At 53.0% G+C, this 20,281-nt stretch carries 16 protein-coding genes and 1 pseudogene; 9 read left to right on the forward strand and 8 right to left on the reverse strand.

Translation table 11 applies throughout. The annotated features are described in order from the left end of the window. Positions 1–105: 105 nt before the first annotated feature. The 5 genes from WBG83_RS00710 to WBG83_RS00730 are packed head-to-tail and all read left to right on the forward strand — an operon-like array spanning position 106 to position 6,124. A complete protein-coding gene (locus WBG83_RS00710; protein ID WP_336742605.1) occupies positions 106–1,647 on the forward strand; it encodes a spore germination protein in 1,542 nt (513 codons plus the stop codon). Beyond that, complete coding sequence (locus WBG83_RS00715) at positions 1,644–2,744, forward strand: GerAB/ArcD/ProY family transporter (protein ID WP_336741761.1); 1,101 nt, start codon at positions 1,644–1,646, stop codon at positions 2,742–2,744. Before WBG83_RS00710 ends, WBG83_RS00715 begins: the two co-directional genes overlap by 4 nt. After that, a complete protein-coding gene (locus WBG83_RS00720; RefSeq protein ID WP_336741763.1) occupies positions 2,741–3,889 on the forward strand; it encodes a Ger(x)C family spore germination protein in 1,149 nt (382 codons plus the stop codon). Before WBG83_RS00715 ends, WBG83_RS00720 begins: the two co-directional genes overlap by 4 nt. A 4-nt stretch (positions 3,890–3,893) precedes the next feature. After that, complete coding sequence (locus WBG83_RS00725) at positions 3,894–4,997, forward strand: GerAB/ArcD/ProY family transporter (RefSeq protein WP_336741765.1); 1,104 nt, start codon at positions 3,894–3,896, stop codon at positions 4,995–4,997. Further along, entirely contained in the window at positions 4,994–6,124 is a 1,131-nt protein-coding gene (locus WBG83_RS00730; protein WP_336741767.1) for a Ger(x)C family spore germination protein, read from the forward strand. Before WBG83_RS00725 ends, WBG83_RS00730 begins: the two co-directional genes overlap by 4 nt. Positions 6,125–6,481: 357 nt before the next feature. Here WBG83_RS00730 and WBG83_RS00735 read toward each other — a convergent pair whose 3' ends face one another. The 6 genes and pseudogenes from WBG83_RS00735 to WBG83_RS00760 all read right to left on the reverse strand — a co-directional run bounded on the left by WBG83_RS00735 (position 6,482) and on the right by WBG83_RS00760 (position 9,385). Then, a complete protein-coding gene (locus WBG83_RS00735) occupies positions 6,482–6,952 on the reverse strand; it encodes a low molecular weight protein-tyrosine-phosphatase (RefSeq protein WP_336741769.1) in 471 nt (156 codons plus the stop codon). Between the two features lie 148 nt (positions 6,953–7,100). Next, positions 7,101–7,310: pseudogene (locus tag WBG83_RS00740) on the reverse strand (RsiV family protein); the annotation flags it as partial. A 174-nt stretch (positions 7,311–7,484) separates the two neighbouring features. Beyond that, a complete protein-coding gene (locus tag WBG83_RS00745; protein ID WP_336741770.1) occupies positions 7,485–8,036 on the reverse strand; it encodes a hypothetical protein in 552 nt (183 codons plus the stop codon). 48 nt (positions 8,037–8,084) lie between these two features. Further along, positions 8,085–8,444 (reverse strand): Lin0512 family protein, encoded by a 360-nt coding sequence (locus tag WBG83_RS00750; RefSeq protein WP_336741772.1) that lies wholly within the window; start codon positions 8,442–8,444, stop codon positions 8,085–8,087. 62 nt (positions 8,445–8,506) lie between these two features. Beyond that, positions 8,507–8,767, reverse strand: a complete 261-nt coding sequence (locus tag WBG83_RS00755) for an HPr family phosphocarrier protein (RefSeq protein WP_336741774.1) — start codon at positions 8,765–8,767, stop codon at positions 8,507–8,509. Between the two features lie 279 nt (positions 8,768–9,046). Then, positions 9,047–9,385, reverse strand: a complete 339-nt coding sequence (locus WBG83_RS00760) for an antibiotic biosynthesis monooxygenase family protein (RefSeq protein ID WP_336741775.1) — start codon at positions 9,383–9,385, stop codon at positions 9,047–9,049. Positions 9,386–9,741: 356 nt separating this feature from the next. On the opposite strand from WBG83_RS00760, the gene WBG83_RS00765 reads away from it, so the two are divergent. Then, positions 9,742–10,407: a futalosine hydrolase gene (locus tag WBG83_RS00765; RefSeq protein ID WP_336741776.1), complete on the forward strand. Its 666-nt coding sequence runs from the start codon at positions 9,742–9,744 to the stop codon at positions 10,405–10,407. Between the two features lie 7 nt (positions 10,408–10,414). Next, positions 10,415–11,251: a 1,4-dihydroxy-6-naphthoate synthase gene (locus WBG83_RS00770; RefSeq protein ID WP_336742607.1), complete on the forward strand. Its 837-nt coding sequence runs from the start codon at positions 10,415–10,417 to the stop codon at positions 11,249–11,251. Between the two features lie 310 nt (positions 11,252–11,561). Here the strand turns inward: WBG83_RS00770 and WBG83_RS00775 are convergent, their stop codons facing one another. Then, positions 11,562–16,274, reverse strand: coding sequence for an OTU domain-containing protein (locus WBG83_RS00775; protein ID WP_336741778.1), 4,713 nt, complete (start codon positions 16,272–16,274; stop codon positions 11,562–11,564). 310 nt (positions 16,275–16,584) lie between these two features. On the opposite strand from WBG83_RS00775, the gene WBG83_RS00780 reads away from it, so the two are divergent. Next, positions 16,585–17,193, forward strand: a complete 609-nt coding sequence (locus WBG83_RS00780) for a sterol desaturase family protein (protein ID WP_336741780.1) — start codon at positions 16,585–16,587, stop codon at positions 17,191–17,193. Positions 17,194–17,372: 179 nt separating this feature from the next. On the opposite strand, the gene xylA is transcribed toward WBG83_RS00780, so the two are convergent. Next, entirely contained in the window at positions 17,373–18,686 is a 1,314-nt protein-coding gene (gene xylA / locus WBG83_RS00785; protein ID WP_336741782.1) for a xylose isomerase, read from the reverse strand. 271 nt (positions 18,687–18,957) lie between these two features. On the opposite strand from xylA, the gene WBG83_RS00790 reads away from it, so the two are divergent. Continuing rightward, entirely contained in the window at positions 18,958–20,139 is a 1,182-nt protein-coding gene (locus WBG83_RS00790; protein ID WP_336741784.1) for an ROK family protein, read from the forward strand. Positions 20,140–20,281 lie beyond the last annotated feature (142 nt).

A 20,281-nucleotide genomic window follows, 5' to 3' on the forward strand; every position in this document is an offset into this window, starting at 1 on the left:
CTTATCCTTATTTCGGCAAGCGATTTGCATAATTTAACATGGATCACACAATGCTATAGGGTACAAGTGTACGATCCACACGCTACGGGAATCGAGGAATATGACATGCTGTTTGGAGGCTGGTTCACAAAAAGAAAATACCATGGTTCCGGGCAGCGGCAGGAGCCGCAACCGATCGACGATCGCTTGCGGCCGGATCTGGCTTGCAATTTGGCGGAGATTCAGCGGATTTTCGTCAAAACGCCCGATTTGATGATTCGGCATATGATGATCCGGCAGACCGGCGAACAAGCGATCATATTTTATCTTGACGGTCTGACGGACAAAAACTCCATGAACAATCATGTGCTTCGCCCGCTCCAGATGACCAACGATAGCCCCGATCCCCGCTTCGGCTTCTCGCTGCCGATCGGTCAAATCGAAGTGAAGCACCGGTTCTCCGAATTGGAAGCCGTTATCTTGCATGGGGGCAGTGTGCTTCTGGTCGGACGGCGCACCGAAGCGTATGCGCTAGATACCTCCGGGTGGCCGCAGCGGGCGATAGAGGACCCGCAAATCGAAACCTCCTTAAAAGGAGCTCATCAGGGCTTTGTTGAAACGGCAAGCCAAAACATAGCCCTGATCCGCCGCTATCTGCCAAACCGGGAGCTGAAAACGAGCATCCTGACCGTCGGCGAACGAGGCCAAACCAAAATCTCCATTATGTACCTGGCCGATGTCGCACACCCGGAGGTGCTGAAGGAGCTGGAGGATCGCATCAGTCAAATTGATACCGATGTCATCATTAATACCGGCGAGCTTGCGGAATTTATTGAAGATAACCCGTTTTCTCCGTTCCCCCAGTTTATTATGACGGAGCGGCCGGATGCGGCGGTATCCCAAATTCTCCAGGGCCGTTTCGTTGTTGTCGTGGACCGCTCGCCAAGCGTGCTGATTGCGCCGGTCTCCTTTACCTCGTTTTTTCAAAGTGTGGATGACTACAGCACACGCTGGTCCATTGCAAGCTTTATCCGGGTGCTGCGGATGTTCGCGTTTTTTGTCGCTGTGTTTCTGCCGGCGATTTATATTGCTGTCATTTCCTATAACTTTGAGATTATTCCAATCAAGCTGCTGCTTTCGATTGGCGAATTCCGGGGACGAGTGCCCTTCCCTCCGTTTCTGGAAGCGATCATTATGGAGCTGACATTGGAGATGATGCGGGAAGCCGGTGTTCGCCTCCCCGCTCCGATCGGACAGACTGTCGGGATCGTCGGTGGGATCGTTATCGGACAGGCCATCGTTCAGGCGGGCTTTATCAGCAATACGATGGTCATTATCGTGGCGTTTACCGCCATCGCTTCGTTTATTTTGCCGAACTATGATATGGTTGCCGCCGTACGCTTAATCCGGTTTGCCATGATGGCTGCGGCAGCGATGTTCGGTATTGTGGGGATTGTTATAGGCCTGATGACCATGATTGGTCATCTGATTGCGCTGGAATCGCTCGGAACCCCTTACGGAAGCCCGTATGCCCCGATGCGCTGGTCCGACTGGAAGGATTCGATTATCCGGGTACCGCTATGGCTCATGAAGAAGCGCCCTGTCAGCGCCCGGGCCGTTCAGCTAACCAGACAAGGCAATAGCCGTCCGGACGGTGATGGGAAATGAGCAGCCGCACCGATCGGCAAATTACCTTTATGCAGCACATGTTGTTTAACTCGGGCATTCAAATCAGCGTCGTCTTCCTGAGCCTGCCGAGCGTTGTAGCCGAACGAGCCGGGACAGATGGCTGGATAGCCATTATTATCGGGTGGTCCCTCAGCGCAGCGGCTAGCCTGGCGGTCGTCCGGCTCATGAGCAAGCAGCCGGATGGAACCGTGCTCGATTTGATTACCCGTGTACTTGGCAAATGGATGGGCAAAGCATTTGCTGTCATTTTGGCCTTGTATTTCCTGGTCTTCGGCTATTGGGGAATTACGAAGGCCATTCTCATCACGAAAATATGGGTATTATCCCAAACGCCCGCCTACCTGATTATGATGTTGTTTCTGATTCCATCCTACATGGTTATGCGGCATGGGCCGGCGATTCTCGCCAGGTATGCGGAAATCATCATTTTCTTGTCGCTCTGGATTCCGTTTGCCTATTTGATACCGATTCGTGATGCCCATTGGCTTCATCTGCTCCCGGTGCTGAAGGAAGGCTGGATGCCGATTTTGGCCGCATCCCAGTCCACCATTTACTCGTATGTGGGCTTTGGGACCACCCTGTTTATCTATCCTTCTTTAAAGGATAAGCATCGGGCAGCTTGGGGGCTTTTTCTGTCCAACACGCTGACGCTGGTCGTGTATCTGCTGATTACCATAGCCTGCTTCGTCTATTTCAGCCCGGACGAAATCACAAGCTACCACGAGCCGGTCATTCCGCTGCTGAAGGCGATAGAATTCCGATTTGTCGAGCGCATCGAGGTCATCTTCATCGCCTACTATCTGCTCCTATTCTCGATGGGGTGGATTCCCGTTTTTTATGTAACGGTTTATTGCACCACCTGGCTGCTCGGGGGGAAGGATCACCGGTTTCATTTGCGAATTCTATGTGTCGCGCTGGCGGCCGGATCGTATTTCTTCATGCCCAGCTTCTACTTGAATGAACAGATGGACAGCTTGGTGGCTTTGTGCGGAATCGGCATTGAATACATTTTGCCAATCCTGTTGCTTATGTACATATGGCTGGCGGCACGTCTTCGAAGGAGGACTGCAGAATGAGCAGAATGAAAAGAGAGATTCGGAAAGGACCTGTCGTCCTTGTCTTCCTGCTGCTGATCTTGACCGGCTGCAGCGATCGGCTGGATATTGAGGATTCCACCTTTCCTTTGGCATTAGCCATCGATCTGGATGAAAACAACAAGCTCCGCCTGTACATTACGAATCCCGTGTTTACACCGAACATACCGAAGAAGCATAGTGAAATGGAGGAAACCGGCAATTCCCTCCGTGAGTCCAGAGTCAGGCAGGACTCTCATTCCCCAGGCGTATTTCAGGGCAGAAAATTTCAGGTCATTGTCCTGAGCAAACGGTTGCTGGCGCATGAGAATTGGTTCCGTCTGCTTGACGTCATTTTTCGAGACTCGCGAAATACGGTGACAGATCGCATTATTGCCTATGACGGACCGATGGAGAAGCTGATTAACATGGATCATCCCGATGAACCGTACGTGCCCATGCTTCTGAAGGGCATGGTGGATACCAAGAGCGGCCGAGCGGAGACGGTCAAGACGACAGCCCAGGAGCTGCACCGGGAGCTGTATGAAAAGGGCATTACACCGGCCATTGCCGAGGTGGAGCTGGATAAGAAGGAAACATTACGGCTTACAGGGACGGCCCTGCTGGATCACAAGGGGAAATATCAAGCTTCTCTGGGTCCCCAGGAAAGCGTCCTGCTGCGGATGCTGCAGAATAAAACGAGAAAAATCGTTTCGCTGACCTTTACGATGCCCGGCTACCCGGAGAAGGGCCCTTTTCACTCAGGCACGATCAGCTTTGACGCGCAGAAGGTGAATACCAGCATTAAAACCTTGTATGCCGAAGACAGGTTTCACTTTGATATCAGGATAAAGACCGCCGTAGCGCTTACGGAACGTTTATTCCCTTTTGATGTGGGGAATCGGGGGCCTGAGCTGGAGAGAATGCTCGAAGAGCAAATGAAGCAGGAGCTGGAGACGCTCATAAAGAAGCTGCAGCGCCATCAAGTAGACCCGATTGGACTGGGGCTGTATGCCCGGGCCTATGCATATCCGCACTATAAACAAATTCAGGATCAATGGGGGCAGGAATTTGCCCGCTCTCACATTACGATTGGCGTCAAAGTAACAATCAAAGCGATGGGACCCGTCACCTCGACAGGAGGGTAGAGACATGAAGCGTTATGCATTTAATGAAATTACCGTGATGCAGTTTATTTTCATTCAATTCGGTATGCAGATCGGATTCGGCCTCTTATCCCTGCCCCAGGAGCTGGCAATACAAGGCGGGACGGACAGCTGGATGTCCATTCTGATTGTGTGGATCGTCTCGATCGCATCCAATCTAATGATGATTCAAGTGATGAAACGATGCCCGGACGGCGTCTTGTTCGATCTGCTGAAGCAGTACACAGGCAAATGGATCGCCCGTGCCGGTGCGCTGGTCTTTACAGTCTGGTTTCTTGGCTACGGATATCTCGGTTTCATCCGAACCGTTCTGTATACGAAAATATGGCTGCTGCCGCAAACGCCGCCTCCGGTCATTATGCTGCTGCTGCTCCTGCCCATTTACCTGATTGCCCGCAACGGGCTCCGAGTTCTTGGACGCTATGTGGAGTTTGTACTGGTCATGTCGTTTTGGATTCCGATTATTTACCTGCTGCCGCTTAAGGATTCCCATCTGCTGAACCTGCTGCCGCTGGTGAAGGAGGGCTGGGAGCCGATTGCGCGGTCGGCCCGGGTAGCCATCTTGTCCTTTACGGGGTTTGAAACGACCTTCATTTTGTACCCGTTTTTGCAGCATAAGCAAAAAGCAGTGCTGGCTGTGATTACCTCCAACACGTTAACGATGCTCTCTTTGCTGCTCATCACCCTCGTCTGCTTTTTGTACTTTGGTCCCGATGAGATCGTATTGTTCAACGAACCCGTCGTCAACGTGCTCAAAACGATTGAATTCCGCTTTATCGAGCGGATTGAAGTCGTGTTTATCGCCTTCTATTTATTTGTGTTCTCGCTGTCATGGATTTCATCGATGTATATGATGGTGTTCAGTACGAGCTGGATCGCCGGCAAAGCTGACCACCGTCCACACCTGCGGGTACTGTGCTTTCTTTTGGCCATCGGGACCTTCTTGTTCATGCCGACCTTTAACCAATCCAACCGGATGGAAAAATATTTGGGGCAGTTCGCCCTTCTCATCGATTATGCGATACCGGTCTGCCTGCTTGTTTATTTATGGATTCATCAAAAGCTGGGATGGAGGAAACGTCCGCTATGAGACGCCGGATGAGGCTAGGTTCAATCGTTCTGATGCTGATGCTTTGCATGTGCGGCTGCTATGATCGGCTGGATATGGAAGATGCCACCTTCCCGCTGCTGACCAGCCTGGATTTGGATGAAAACAACAAGCTGAAAGTATACAATGTTTACCCCTTATTCGTTAAAGGAGCCAAAAAAAAAAGCAGGGAGCTGGACGCCGGCGGCCTGTCTCTCCGGCAAAACCGGGAACGGCTGGACGCCTATTCCCCCGGGGCCTTTCAGGGAAGAAAAATCCAGGTCCTCCTTATCAGCAAACGGGTTTTGCAGTATGAGGACTGGTTTCCGATATTGGACGTTTTTTTTCGTGATGCACGCAATCCGCTGACGCCTCGGATGGTGGTTTACGACGGACCCTTGTCCGAAATCGTCTACTCGAACCCCAGGGACGAGCCGATGCTGCCCATCCTGCTGAAGGGAATGGTGGACACGAAGAGCGCCCGCTCCGAAACCGTCAGCACCACTCTGCAGGAGCTGCATTGGCAAATGTACGAAAAAGGAATTACCCCTTCCATGGCCCAGGTCAAGGTGGATAAGAAAAAAGAAATCACCCTCGACGGCGCAGCGCTGCTGGATCGCCGGGGCAAGTTCAAGACGGAGCTGGATGCCCAGGAAACCGTGTTTCTGAATGTTCTTCAAAAAAACGCCCCTCATGCAATCAGTCTGTCCTTTCCCATTCCCGGACAAGGAGAGGCGGATCTGCCGACCAATATGGTGAGCCTGACCGTAGAGAAGCCGAAGGCCAGAATCAAGGTATCCTATGCGGACAACCGGTTTCAGTTTAACATTCAGCTGAAGCTCGCCGCAGGCTTATCGGAAATCGTGTTTCCCTTTAATTTACGCGAGGAAGAGAAGCAGCTCGAGCAGATGATATCCGAGCAGGCGACCAGGCAATTGGACAGCTTAATCAAGAAATTCCAGCAGTACAGAATCGATCCTGCCGGGCTGGGCCGCTATGCCCGCGCACATGAATACCAGGCGTTCAAGCAGGTGGAGAATGACTGGGGTGCGGCGCTGGCAAAAGCGAAGGTTCAGGTCGACGTCAAGGTAGATATCAAGAGCACCGGACCGGTGCGGGGGGTACAGTAAGCTGTGAAGAAGCGCCCCCCTCAAGGGGCAGTCAGCGCCGTCCGGCAGCAGTCAGACGAATGCCCGTCATGTGCAGACCAAGCGAAGAAGCAAGCGGGCAGGAGCACAATCAAAGGCTACGGCATAGCCGTATCGTTCAAAGCCAGCCCGCAGCTCCAATTGACCGTCACGGCCGGCCGGCATGAGTTCATGAAAAGTCAGGACAACAAGATCAAAGGGCGTTCTATACCCGGCCTTGTAATGCACCGAACACAGAACGCCCTTTCTATCTGTAGCTGACCACCGTCATGCGACATCGCCCTGCGCGCGTGTCAATGCCGAAGGCTAGAGGCAGAAAATAACCGGCTTGGCATCAGACTACAGCCCTTCCTTCTCCCGAATTACGGCAAGAAGACGTCCGCAGGCTTCATCAACCATCTCATACACCTCATCGAAATTGCCGGTGTAGTACGGGTCAGGCACATCGATCCCCTTCCTTACGGTCGAGAAATCCATCAGCTTCTTCACGACAGCCTCATGTCCTGCAGGAGCCAAGGGCTCCAGATTGCCCAGGTTGCTTTCATCCATTGCAAGGATATAGTGAAAATCCTGAAAGTCCTCCCGCTGGGCCTGACGGGCCTTCATGCCGGTGAAATCGATGCCCTTGCGTGTCAGCAGCTTCCGGGTACCTTCGTGAGGCGGCTTGCCGATATGCCAGTCTCCCGTACCGGCCGAATCGGTCTGAATCCGATCCTGAAGCCCCGCAGCCTGAACCTTATGGCGAAAAACCGCTTCAGCCATCGGGGAACGGCAAATATTGCCGAGACAAACGAATAATACTTCAATCATGCTAGTAAATCTCCTTGTATTTGTCATTCTTGTTCTGTTCCACGGCGTGCAGCCTCCCGCTGTATAGTGCGGCACAGGATAACAACGGGCGGCAGATGGAACGATTCAGGGTTAGTTTACCAGACTTTCCTTCAAGCGCCCAGCCCTTTCAGGAAAACGAATGAAACGATTGCCAGAAATCCCCTTTCACTTCGAGCAGGCTTTGGATCTCTACATAAGGAATTGTGAAGACGGGAAAGCCGGCAGAGAACGGCGCAATTTCATAAGGCTCAAAATAAAGATGCAGCGCCTTCTCCGTCACATAAAACGGCTGGTCCGCCTGAATGCCCTTATAGGTGTCCGGGAATACATAGGAATAAAGCATATGGCCGTCACCATCCAGCCGTCGCTCTGATTTCTGTTTGTTTTAGACGAGCCTGGGACGCACACCTTTTTTCATTCACGGCAGCGACGATGAATTGCGGTAAATTTTCACTACGCATGCAGCAAAAAAAAGCGCGCCCCGGCTAAGGGTCACGCTGTTCCGTTGTGTCTAAATAGGCTCATCCGTAAGCTTTCCATCCGGATGTAGAAGCAGCAAGTGAATTTGTTTGTCTTTCGGATGAATGTACGCGATGGAATACAGGTGCAGCTTTTGATTTTTCCAGCCAATAAACAAAGCTGCCCCGATTTTGTTGGTTTTCAGACCGTCCTCATCAATCACATGATCGGGAATATCTTGACGGTCGTAACCGGAGCTGTTGAAAAACGTATATTTCGAATAGGAATCGCTGCCGTTTTCCAAATCAGCGTTATCGTCCGCCTGCTCCAGCTTGGCTCCCAGTATGGCCTGTACTTCTTCCCTTGTTAATCCGAGCTTCAGCTTCCCTTTCATTTCGTCGACTTTTTTCAACACCAGCTGCTCTCGATCCTCAACATAACTTACAGGCAGCGCTAGGCTTCTGTCCTGGTTTGAGGCCGATTCCGGCACCTTGCTGTCTAGCGACAGGCCGCCTGCAGGCATGCTTGCCTCTGGCGTTGGTTTACTGCAACCGGCAAGTAGCAGCGTGACAGCAATAACAATCATCCATTTGGGGGATCGCACTTTGTATCTATCCCTTCTCTATAGTTACCGGCATGCTGTGTTCCCGTATTAATAACCGACCGCAATCGAGGCAATAACCACATAAGCCAAATCATTCACGTCCTGCTTATCCGCCAGGAAAATGCCGCTTGTGGTCATCATCCCGCCATCGATAACTTCAAAGCTCACCTGCCCGTAAGGAAGCTCTGCGCGTACCGCGTCTACATCCAGCTTCTCCTTGTCCGCAGGAACAGCCAGCCGGACGTGAACCTTCATTTGATTCAGGTCTTGATTCGGCAGAACCGACCGGATACCCGGCATGGAGTTATGATGGATCGCATTTTGCACAGCCCGGACGGCAGCTTTGGTGACATTCTGCCCGTGCAGATCAATTCCCATTCCAATTTCAATAAACATTACTTGTTCCATGGCCGGACACTCCTTCTTTGTAGATCCAACAGTGTAAGGGAAGAGGAACCCTGTGAATCCTCCTATCCTACCATAAACCAGTCATAAATAAAATGTAAGGCTTCTTCCTCGTCTTTGCCCTGCGTCACCAGCCGGATCGTGGTCCCGGCTTTAATGGGTACGAGCAGCATGCCCAGCAGGCTTTTGACATCAACCACATGCTCCGAATATTCATCATGAAACGACATTTTGATGTCCGACATAAAAAGTGCGGACCTGGTGGAGATCGCAGCCAAATCGCTGCGCTCAATATCCCGCTGGATTACAAATTCGTGAACTCTCATCGTTATCAACCCGTCTTCATCAGTTTTTATATTTCTCATGGTAGCGTTTGCATTGATTTCCTTTCACGATGCGCGCCAAACAGGCTCCGGTCTTTCGTCGTATACCGAGCCTTTATTGTATTGTATTCGATACGGATTTGAAAACCCCTTCTTCGGTTATGACCTTTTTATACCAATTCTAACGTAGACACAGCCTTGCTTCGTTATACCCGTTACACCACAGACACACCCGTTACACAAAAAAACCGCCCGAACCTGGCGGCTTCCTTGGCAGACCTTTTACACAGATGGCGCTTTGTGCGGTTCCATCACGGCTTTGACCTCATACATGGCGTGCGTCGAGCGAATTATATGCTCCGGCTTCGGCTTGCCTCGGCTTTGACGGTGTCCTTCCAGATGGGCCGGGCTCGTTTCCCATCGCTTCCAGGCTTCCTCCGACTCCCAGCGGATCATCACGATCACTTCTTCTTCGGGGCTGCCTTTTCTCGCTTTTTTAACCAGTACGCTTAAATCCAGGAAGCCCTCCATTTCGGCAATCGGGCCTGGTTTGCTGAAGCGATCCGCGACCAACTGGGACGTTCCTGCCTTGACGAGAATCGTTTTTGTTTCCACGAGCATGAGAACAACACTCCTATCGTATAAGGGCAGCTTGCTTTATCTTATTCTATATTCTATTGATAAGGATAATCATTGTCAACTAGGTCCCCCGGTGTCCGCCCCGTCCGGCTTCGCCTGTCGTCAAAGTAAGGGCGCATTTTCAAGCCGCGCTTCATTTGATACAATATAAGGATGTAAGCTTGTTTCTTGCTTTGCCATACAGACTCATGTAGAAGCCAAGAGCGTTGTTCTACAAGAGCCTTTTACACAAAGCGCCGCTTTGTGTAGCGGGGTTCTTTTTTCATTCTGCGGTGTTTATTGCCGATGGCGATTAGATGTACTCATCCCCGCCATGATCGGAAAGGAATTGATGTCTCATGAACCATCCAGAAGCTTCGCCTGTCCGGGTGCTTGTCATGACCGCCGTTCAGGCGGAAAAAGACGCTGTCGTGCGCGGACTCGGCTCTACCCGTCACATCGATGTGGCTTTGGCAGGTGTCGGCGCGGCCGCGGCCGCAGCGAATACTATGGCGGCGCTCTGCTCCGGCAGCTACGATCTCGTCATCAGCGCCGGCATCGGCGGCGGCTTCACCGGCCGGGCTGAGGTCGGCTCACTGGTCGTAGCCAACGAGATCATTGCCGCTGATCTTGGAGCTGAAACCCCGGAAGGCTACTGCAGCGTGGACGAGCTCGGCTTCGGGTCCGCCCGGGTTCCGGCAGAGTCCGGCTTGTCCCGCCGCTGGACCGAAGCGCTGCGCGAGGCCGGGCTGCAGGTCGAGAGCGGGCCCATCCTCACGGTGACTACCGTGACCGGAACCGCCGAAACCGCCGCCAGGCTTGCGGCGCGTGTGCCAGGCGCCCGCTCCGAAGCGATGGAAGGCTACGGCGTTGCCATCGCCGCGCAGCTCAGGGGCGTTCCCTGCCTGGAGCTGCGCGCAATCTCGAACGCGGTCGGACCGCGCGATAAATCGGCTTGGCGTATACAAGACGCGCTGACAGTCCTGGAGGCGGCCAGCGCCATTTTACCGGAGGTGCTGAACTAAGATGAGCTTGAATATTGCCTTTTCCCCCTGCCCCAACGATACGTTCGTTTTCCATGCCTTGGCGCATGGCCTTATTCCCGGGGCGCCCGAGCTGAAGGTGACCTATGCGGATATCGATATTACAAACCGTCTTGCTGCGGCTTCCCAAGGACCGGAAGTGCTTAAGATTTCCTACGCCGCCCTGCCGTGGGTGCTGTCCGAGTATGCGCTTCTCCCCTGCGGCGGGGCGCTTGGCCGCGGCTGTGGGCCGCTTGTACTTAGCAAGGGCAGCAGCGACCCCGCCTCCCTTGCAGGCCGCCGCGTCGCCGTACCGAGCGAGCGGTCCACGGCCTACCTGCTGTTCCGCTTGTGGGCAGCACAAAACGTACCGGGCGGTGTAGGCGAAATGGTCGTCATGCCGTTTCATGAAATCATGCCGTCCGTCCGTGACGGTCAAATCGATGCTGGACTTGTCATTCACGAAGCCCGATTCACCTATCCATCCTATGGCCTGGACCTGCTGACGGATCTGGGAAGCTGGTGGGAGGCCGATACCGGCCTGCCCATTCCGCTTGGGGCCATTATCGCTCGCCGCACCCTGGATTTGGGGGCGCTGACCGGGTGGATTCGCGCTTCTGTCGAATACGCCTGGGCTCATCCTGAAGCATCCCGCGCTTACGTACGGGAGCACGCTCAGGAGCTGGCGCCCGAGGTGACACAGGCGCATATCGATTTGTATGTCAACGAGTTCACCGCCAATTTGGGGGAGGACGGCTACGCCGCCGTCACGGCGCTGCTTGCACGGGCTGCCGGGGAAGGACTCGTGCCAGCCGTTGATCCGGCGGCGCTCCGCCTGCCGTTGTAAACGGGCAGCGTTACGGAGCTGAAGCGGGTCCGTCCAAAGTCGATGCAGCTTTTTCCATCCAAGATCATCTTCAAGCCAACAACACCGTTCCAGATCATAACACCGCGGCAAACCAAGGCGCGCAGCATAGAGCCCTGGTTTGCCGCGGTGTTGTTGTGGGATTTATACGGTAATTTTGATCAAGATAAAAATAACCATCGTCAATCGGGACATCGGTCAGATCTCCATCAGGAACAAAAAGGAGCGCATCGCCTGACGAGAGGCACTATTCCCGTAGCTTCCCGGTATTTCATCAGACGCTGGGTTACACTTAACCCGTCAAATTAAACCTGCCGTCCGCAGTAGAGAACGAGCTCCAGTGAATACTGTTTCGGTTCACCATGCCCATAATGACCGGCTTCGGCAGGCGCGCTTCATACAGCTGCAGAAATTTGGCCTGCAGCTCTGCATTCGCTCGCAGACTCTCCCTAATCGTTGCCGGATCGATACCGCCTCTGAATACAATCCGGCCGTCAAGGGTTTGCGGATCGTGGATGAGATTGGCGCCTGTTAAAATGTGAGCCTCCGCATTTGTAAAGGAGACCTCATCATCTTCCCCCACTACCATTTCGTTCGGCGCGATGTCTCTTACGACAGCGCCTGATTCTCTATCTGTAATCCGGTACCTGTAGAATTGATCATAGAGGGCTAAAAACTTGCGAATGAGCGCGCCGTCACGTCCCTGCAGTGCTTCAATTACCTGCGTCCGGTTCAGCAGCCGGAAATGAATGGCCGGGTGCTCCGGATTCACCGGCGTTCCTTCGATGACATCGACTGAACGCAGGATGGTAACCTCGGCCTCAGTCAGCTCAATCCCTCGGCCTTGGTCAACAACATGCTCGGTCCCCTCCCTGTCGGTGTACCGGTAATTCATCTCGGCCTCCCCGGCTTGCCCTGCACCCAAATCGAGCCCGAACGGAGTGACCGTGGCGAGGTGAATGCCGAAGTGCTGCGCCAGGGCGTGCAGCTCCGGGGCCCCGCCCCATACCTGATCCCCAGCCATATAATTCAGATAAGCTGTCATTCCCTCCCGGTTAAACCATGCGGTAAGCTCTCGCTTTTTAACAGCCAGAAACGCCTCCAGCCTGGCAGCCAACTGTGCAGGTTCGGCGCCAACCAGCCGGAGTTCAGCTGCTCTGAATTCCTCAACAGCTTGCGTAACAACCGTGTTCAAATGGACATTCACTGGCGAATCGGGATCATTGAACAAATCCCCGCCGGCCCCCTCAGCAGCCAGCGCATTTGCCGCTCTGACCCGGTTTTCCAGTGTGGCAAGCAAGTCAACCCGGATCGTGTCGAGCAGCCCCTGATTGTTGCGCAGCGCTGCCACAGCAAGGGAACGGATGACCGGCTCAAACCGGATTTGAAGATCTCGGGATGCATGTCGAAGCCCTTGATCGATGGCAGGTCCTCCAGCAGCAATGAGCTGCTGTAACGCTTCCTGTGATACCGTATTCGGCACAAATGCATTTAACCGGTTCAGTACGGTTTCCTGACTCAACGCCCCTTGCCGGATAAGCGCAATAAGCGAGAGCCCAAACCCGTTGAAGGCGCAATTGTTGTCGGCGACGGTATTCCATCTTAGAAACGCATCGGAGGCCAAAATCCCCCGGCGCAGGAGCCGGAATTCGCCTTCCACAGCCGGCGGCGATATATCCGGACTCGGCTTCGATCGCTCCCCCTTTCCATACAAAGCCCGCTGCTGCATTTCCTTGCCTTTCTCCATACTCATGGACGACAGCAGCTCATTGACCCGGGGCTGATGCTCTTTCATCATGCTTTCCATATATTTCCGGTGTTGCAGCTTTTCCGCATCGTCATAAAACCGGCTCAGGTAGTTATTAAACTCTGCGGCATTCCCCATGTCAAGCTGACGCTTCATTAAGGTCAGCAGGGTTTGAAAATACAGGCGTACATTGTCTTCCATTGAATTCTTTTTTTCGATTTGCTCAGTGTCCAGCTCGGCATAGGTGTCCGATTGATACATCAGCCCGAGAAATTGCTTCACCAGTGCCTTCACCTTTTCCCGGTTCCCTTCCGTCACGGCAGCCTCCTTCTCTTGGGACCAGTCAGCAAGCTGCTGCAAAATGGTATTGATGAGATAATGTGTCGGCTTGTCCTTCGTCCATGTCACATTTTGCAGGATGGAAACGACCTTCTTTGTTTGCAAATGGGGCTTCGAGGTTGCGTCCACATCGCTCATCGTATTGTATTGATTGAATGTGGCTGCTGAGGGCAAATCGTCCGCTTCGCTGACCATCAGGTTCATGATTCCCATCGGAAAGCTGCGCACCGTTTCAATGATTTGATACACTCGCTTGAGTCCGCCCAGCCTGGAGAACGCCGATTCAAATTTCGTTAAGGATTTGTCGTAATCCAGCCATTTGGGCTTCCTCCTTTTAAATAATTCATCGGCCTGCTCATCGACCTGGTTGGCCAATACACTGAACTCCTCCAACAATTTAACCAGGTTTTCCCGGTGAGGGTTCCCAGTGAAGGCAGGATAGCGGACGAAACGGCCGGCTTCCTTTTGCAGAAGCGTGTTTTTTTCAGTAAAGCGTTTTTTAACGCTTTCGTTCGTTTCCTTTGATTTTCCATCCGACTTTTTCATGATTTTAAGGGCTGTTTCCAAATGATTCTTGTCCAATTTATAGATCGAGCCTACTACCTGAAAAATTTCCCGGTGTATATTTTTGTATTTCCCAAACCCTTTATCCAGCATGCTGCTGGTTTGTGTGGAATGAATCGCCAATTGATGAAAAGGGTGCGACTCCTCTGAAGTCATTTCAAGGCCCTTCCGCAAATTCGCCACATGCTTCAAGGCCGTAGCCTTATCCGCATGGCGGTTCGCCTCGAACATTTCGATAAACGTTTCATGCTTGAACATTTCCTGTTCGAGCACACGCAAATGCCCCTGAGCGGCAGCCTTATTGATGAGCCACGTTTCGAATTCAGTGAAGGCAATCGGCTTGGCCGCCTTCGGCTTCTTGTCGTCTTCCTCGATATCAATTTCCATCCCTTTGCTTTTGGTGGCATAGTGTGCCTGCATCAGCTGTTTGAAAGCATTGGCGAGGCGCAGGTATTCAGGCCATTTTTGAATAAGAAGCCAGTTTGGATCGTCCGCCAAGGCTTGACTGACATGCCGGTTAAACTCCATGCGGTCGCCTCGCTGATCCATCCCTTCGCGGTTGACTTTTCTGGCGTATGTTTTGGTTGCGTTCTCCTCCCAAACCTCCTCCAGGGAAGCAGCGGCGTCATCCAGAGAGGGGGCCGCCTCCTTCTTCTTTTTATTGCTGTAGAGACGCGCATGGAACTCTCGAAGCGCTTCCTTTACATCCAGCAGCGCTTTATGCCCCGTCTCATTCCCCATAAGCTCATGAATAATCGTTCTGGAGGCGTCCAGCTTAGACTGCTTGCCGTATAAAAACTGGTACCCGTCCGATTTGCCTGAAGCCCCTTCGAAATTCATGACGTTTCTTTCGGTTAGCAATTCAACTGCGTCAGCGACGGAAATATTCCCTTGCTCGATAGCCCGTTCTATCAAAATCGTATTCATCACGCCGCCCGCCAGCCGCCGTCCCGCCTCAAGGCGCCAAAGCTGGGCAATCCGCCAAATTTTATCGCGAAGCACCGCCCGGCTCTGCTCGCCATCCTCCTTATCCGCATTCCTGGTCTTCAACTGTTTGACAGGAATTCCATCCAGGATCGCGTTAAAAGCGGCAAAGGAAGGAGAAGCCACCAGGCGCAGCAAAATGGAGCCGGCGTTCTCCAGATGAGGCAGCGCATGGAATAAAGCTGTTAAATTCTCCTGAATATCCGCGTATGTGCCTACCGGCAGCACAGACTCGCCCAAGTTAAAAAAGGCGATTCGGGATTCGTGTGTATACGGGCTTTGCGTGTGCGGCGTTATTTTCAGCTTGCTGACGATTTCATCGTCGTCCTGGCCGCCCTGATCGGCTTCCTGCTCTTGATCGTCATCCTCTTGCTCTTCTTCTGCGCCTTTCTCCGCCTGTTCTTCTGCTATTCCTTTGTTTTCTTTATCCAGCTGCGGCTGCTCCTTATCCGCTTCCTCCTCTTCAGCCTCATCGGATTCAGTCTCAGGGTCTAGTTGGTGAAGCCGGACATATTCCCACAAGGTTTTGAGCGCGCCAAGAGAGGTATCGATGCTGTCGGGCCGGGGAGTCGAACCCAGAAATTCCGTCATCGCTTCTTCGAAAAGACTTCGCAGCAGCTTCATAAACCTTTTCAGGTCATAATCGGTATCCTTCAATAGCGGTTTATGCTTTGCGCTGCCGGAAGCTTCATGGAGTAAGGCTTTTTCGCTATGCAGCCGCAATTTTTTCTGGAAGCTCTCTTTGGGCACGATAGCCTCCTCAGGCTTTGAAGATCCCGGCTCCAGTCCGGAAGCACTCCCGGTTGTTGAGGAAACCGGGGCCAGTATATCCTTATTTACCGCCTGCTCTTCTTCAGGGGGATACATTTCGTCAAGCTTGCGCTTGTGATTTAGCGGTTTGCTTGGCGAAGCCTCACGCTTTGCCCCTTGCGGCCCCTCCTGCTTCACCGGCAGCTTCACCGGAGGCACAGCCTCGCTGGGCAGCAGGCCGGGAAGCGAAAGCACCGGCTGTGGCAGGATTTCCTTAGTCACCGGAAGAGACTGCTTGTCCGCATTCAGAGGAACAAATTCATGAATGATCAGTTGCCGCAAGTAATTCAGCAGATTATCGTCGACTCTGACACGGGACTTGGCCATTTGAACAGGCTTGCTGCTCCCCGCCGCAGCATGAGCGGAAGCCAAGCTTCGCCGCTGAAGCAGACCGGCGACCGCCCGGTTGCCGAACATCCGCTGCATCTGCATCATCGTGCCGATAGCGCTTGACTGGCTAAGGACGCTTGATAAACCGGATTGCTCTTTTGTTGTTCTGGAAGAAGAAGCACCGGTTGTTTGCTCCTTGGAACAATTTTTGGAGGAAGAAGGGGTAAGCATCGCGTAACGGCTCCTAACATGAACGAGTCTTTCTTCAAGAATACCATGTTTTTACAAAGCTCGCGGCACTTTGTAAAGAAGAACAGGAAAAACAATTCGGCTGCGGCAGGACCCCGGCTCCACCGTCTGCTTCGTCCGAAGGTTTTCCTCGGCAAGCTCTCGGTTCATGCGACAAAGTACAAGCCAATCAGCACGGGCCGTGCTAGTACGAAGAACAATTTGCTGTCTAATTCCCCAAACAACGAATGAAAAGGAAGCTTCCTCAATAAAATTGGTATAAAATCATCCGGCTTCACGAGGAGGAGCGCCGATGCACTACGCCCGTGAATTCATCTCTCATCGCTTAATCCGGTTTCTGCTGCTGCTATGGCTCGTATTCGGCGGCAACGTGCTCATCTCCGCCCCCTTAACGATGCATACAGGAGCTGCTTGGCTGAGCGGAATAGCGGTATTCCTCCTGATCGAGTACGCCGCGCATCGCTTCATACTCCATCAGTTTCCGCGTCTGGCTCCTGCTGCCTACCGCGGACATGTGGCTCATCATCAAATGCCGTCGGACAGCCGTTACCTGTTCGGACCCGCCGGTTATGATCTGGCAGGGTACGCTGTGTTGACCCTAATCTCATGGGCGGTTACATGGAGCTGGCCTCTTGCCGCTGCGGTTGTTTCCGGCGCCCTGACGTGCCAGCTGTATTACCAATGGATGCACTTTGTTTCTCACCGCCCGATTGTACCCAAAACCCGCTGGGGCAAATGGATGAAGAGGAAGCATCTGCTCCATCATCACCTCGATGAGGAAGCCTGGTACGGTGTCTCCAATCCGATGCTGGACATCCTTCTAGGGACTAATGAATCAAAGAAGCTGACGGAAAAGCAAATGGCCCGCTCCGGGTCGAAGACGCCCGATGATCCGGATTAAATTGACACCGCCCTGCGGCAAGGAATAAGCCCTATTTGTAGCGCAATCTTGCGGGTTTGCAAGGCTCTTCCTGTTCAGAAATAACAAATGCGGGTAAAAAAAGAAGCCTCCATCCCCATCTTCAAGATGGTTTTGGAAGCTTCTTTGCTGCAATGTCATATTAATTTAGGTGATTAACATTACACGCTGTAAATAATTTCGTTCAACACGAGCTTGATGCGCTCCTGGCGTCCGGATTCGTTCTTAATCGGATTGTTTTGCAGCGCATATTGCTCCAGGCTGGCCAGGGTCGCTTTGCCGGATACGATATCCAGGCCGATGCCTTCACGGAACGAACGGTAGCGCTCGTCAAGAATGCTGTCCAGTACGCGCTCTTCCGTAATTTTCGCAGCTGCTTTCAGGCCCCATGCAAACGTGTCCATACCGGCAATATGACCGAGGAACAAATCGTCCGGCTCAAATGAGCCGCGGCGAACCTTAGCGTCGAAGTTTACGCCGCCGCGGCCGATACCGCCCGCACGGAGCACTTCATACATCGTCAAGGTGGTGGAGTACAAATCTGTCGGGAACTCGTCCGTATCCCAGCCAAGCAGCATATCGCCTTGGTTGGCATCCAGGGAACCGAGCATGCCGTTAATTGCCGCTACACGGATTTCGTGCTCGAAGGTATGTCCGGCCAGTGTCGCATGGTTCGCTTCCAGGTTCAGCTTGAAGTGATCCGTCAAGCCGTATTTTTGCAGGAACGAAATCGTCGTTGCAGCATCGAAGTCGTATTGGTGCTTCGTCGGCTCCTTCGGTTTCGGCTCGATCAGGAATTGCGCGTCAAAGCCGATTTCCTTCGCGTAAGCAACCGCCATATGGAACAAGCGGGCCAGATTGTCCAGCTCCAGCGCCATATCCGTGTTCAGCAGGGTTTCGTAGCCTTCACGTCCGCCCCAGAACACATAGTTTTCAGAGTCCAGCTCCTTACCGACTTCCAGGCCTTTTTTCACTTGAGCCGCTGCATACGCGTATACATCTGCATTCACTGCGGTGCCGGCACCGAAAACAAAGCGCGGGTTCGTGAACATATTCGCCGTGTTCCACAGCAGTTTTTTGCCGGAGGTTTTCATGTTTTGCTTCAGGAGGTCAACGATAACGTCCAGGTTCTTGTTCGTTTCCTGCAGGGTGCTGCCTTCTGGAGCAATGTCACGATCGTGGAAGCAGTAGAACGGAACGCCGAGCTTCTCCAGGAATTCGAAGTTGGCTTCAACGCGGGCTTTGGCCAGGTCCATGCCGCTCAGGTTGCCCCAGCCGCGGATGGCGTTGTTTGCGCCGAACGGGTCAGCGCCCTCATATGTAAAGGTGTGCCAGTACGCAACTGCAAAACGGAGATGCTCCTCCATGGTTTTGCCAAGTACGACTTCCTTCGGATTGTAGTGTTTAAATGCAAGCGGATTGTCAGAGCCTTTGCCCTCGAATTGAATCTTGCCTACACCATCAAAATATGCCATTGATAAACTGCCTCCTCAAAATGAATTCATGGTTTAGGATGGATGAAAACTTTGCTACTATGTATTCTAGCACACAGAAACTTAGTTTGTCTATTACACAAAGTAAGTTTTTTGTGGTATACTTTTTAAAACAAGCCGTCTACCCATTACCGGCCTTTCTTTCTTCTTTTTAAATAAGAATACGCCTGGCTCTACAGTAAAACGACTTTTTGTGATAAAATAAGACAGCTTTTGAAGCTTCAGGCTTGTGAACGGGGGTTTGAATGGTGCAATGAAACGACCGACCGGAGATGCGGCATTAATTAAAAAAATCAATACGGCCATCGTGCTGGACGATGTGCTTAACCACGCTCCCCTCTCACGGGCTCAAATTTCGGAGCGGTCCGGCCTTAACAAAGCAACGGTGTCGAGCTTGGTGATGGATCTGATTGAGCATCATCTTGTGCTGGAGATTGGCATGGGCCAGTCCAGCGGCGGCCGCAAGCCGGTCATGCTGGTGTTCAACGAGGTGGCCGGGTATGCGATTGGCCTTGATCTCGGAGTCCATTATATTCGCGGGGTGCTGACCGATCTGAAGGGCGAGGTAATCCGGGAAGCGGAAATTACGGTCAAAAGCCGTCAGGCCGACAAGGTCCTTCCTCTTCTATATGAAACCATCGAAGGCCTGATTAGCCAGGCTCCTGACAGCCCGTACGGGATTGTAGGGATTGGCATCGGCGTGCCCGGCATCGTAGACAGCGAGGGCACCGTGCTGTTCGCCCCGAACCTGGAATGGGAGCATATCCCGCTCCGGCAGCTGGTCAGCGAGCGCTTCAGCTGTCCCGTGACGATCGATAATGAAGCCAATGCAGGCGCACAAGGGGAACAAAAATACGGCGCCGGCCGCGGCATCAACCATTTGATTTATGTGAGCGCAGGGACGGGGATCGGAACCGGCATTATGTTGCAAAAGGAGCTGTACCGGGGGACGTCCGGCTTTTCCGGGGAAATGGGTCATCTGTCCATTGCGCTGGACGGCAAGAAGTGCCGCTGCGGCAATAACGGCTGCTGGGAGCTTTACGCTTCGGAGAATGCCGTACTAGAGCAGACGGAGCCGCTTGGGCTTGCAACGATGGAGGCGGTTAATACCGCTGCCGAGCATGGAGACCATCAGGTGCTGGGCATCCTGGAGCAGACGGGAACTTACCTTGGTATCGGAATCGCGAATATTGTGAACGTGTTCAATCCCGAAGCCGTCGTCATCGGCAACCATTTGCGGCTGTCCGAGCCATGGATAGCGGATGCGATTCGGGACACTGTCGCCCGGCGCACACTCCCCTACCACCGCAAAAACATGCAAATTTTGTTTGCCGAGCTGCGCGGGCAGTCGGCGGTCCGGGGAGCGGCGTATTATGCGATCAGCGATTTCCTGGCTAAAATTAAAGACGGCGTGTATCACCACCCTGTCACATAAAACAGGCGGCTCCGGCACGAACAGTATCCCGTGCCAGGGCCGCCTGCTTCCTGTTTTCCCGCCTTTTGACGAAGCAGGATATGGGAATTTCAACAAACGGACATCATCCCATATGGCCGATGCCCGTTTATTGCTTACATCA

The organism is Paenibacillus sp. y28 (assembly GCF_037137075.1).
In the GTDB taxonomy this organism is placed as follows: domain Bacteria; phylum Bacillota; class Bacilli; order Paenibacillales; family NBRC-103111; genus JBBBNV01.